Genomic DNA, 247 nt, shown 5'->3' with positions numbered 1-247 from the left:
GAAAAAGGCGAAATAACTGCTGAAGAAGCAATTGAATTATTAAATGGGGAGGAATCCTAAATGAGCGAAGAAATTTCAAGAGTTTTAACAATGGTTGAAGAAGGTAAGCTGAGTAAAGACAAAGCTGCTGAATTAATTGATGCCCTGCAAGGAAAAGACAACAAGGTCAATCTACAAAAACATACCTCAGCATCCTATTTAAACAAAATGCTAAAGATCCGTGTTACTTCGGAAAACGGGGATAATG

At 36.4% G+C, this 247-nt stretch carries 1 protein-coding gene; it reads left to right on the top strand.

Translation table 11 applies throughout. The features are described from left to right. Window positions 1-60: 60 nt before the first annotated feature. Window positions 61-247: hypothetical protein (locus EOC06_RS39235; protein WP_206631465.1), on the top strand; the 187-nt coding region annotated here is incomplete at its 3' end.

It is taken from the genome of Mesorhizobium sp. M7A.F.Ca.MR.362.00.0.0 (assembly GCF_004023175.1).
Lineage (GTDB): Bacteria > Pseudomonadota > Alphaproteobacteria > Rhizobiales > Rhizobiaceae > Mesorhizobium.
The sequence above is the reverse complement of the archived record's forward strand: the minus strand, read 5'-3'. Positions and strand labels throughout refer to the sequence as shown.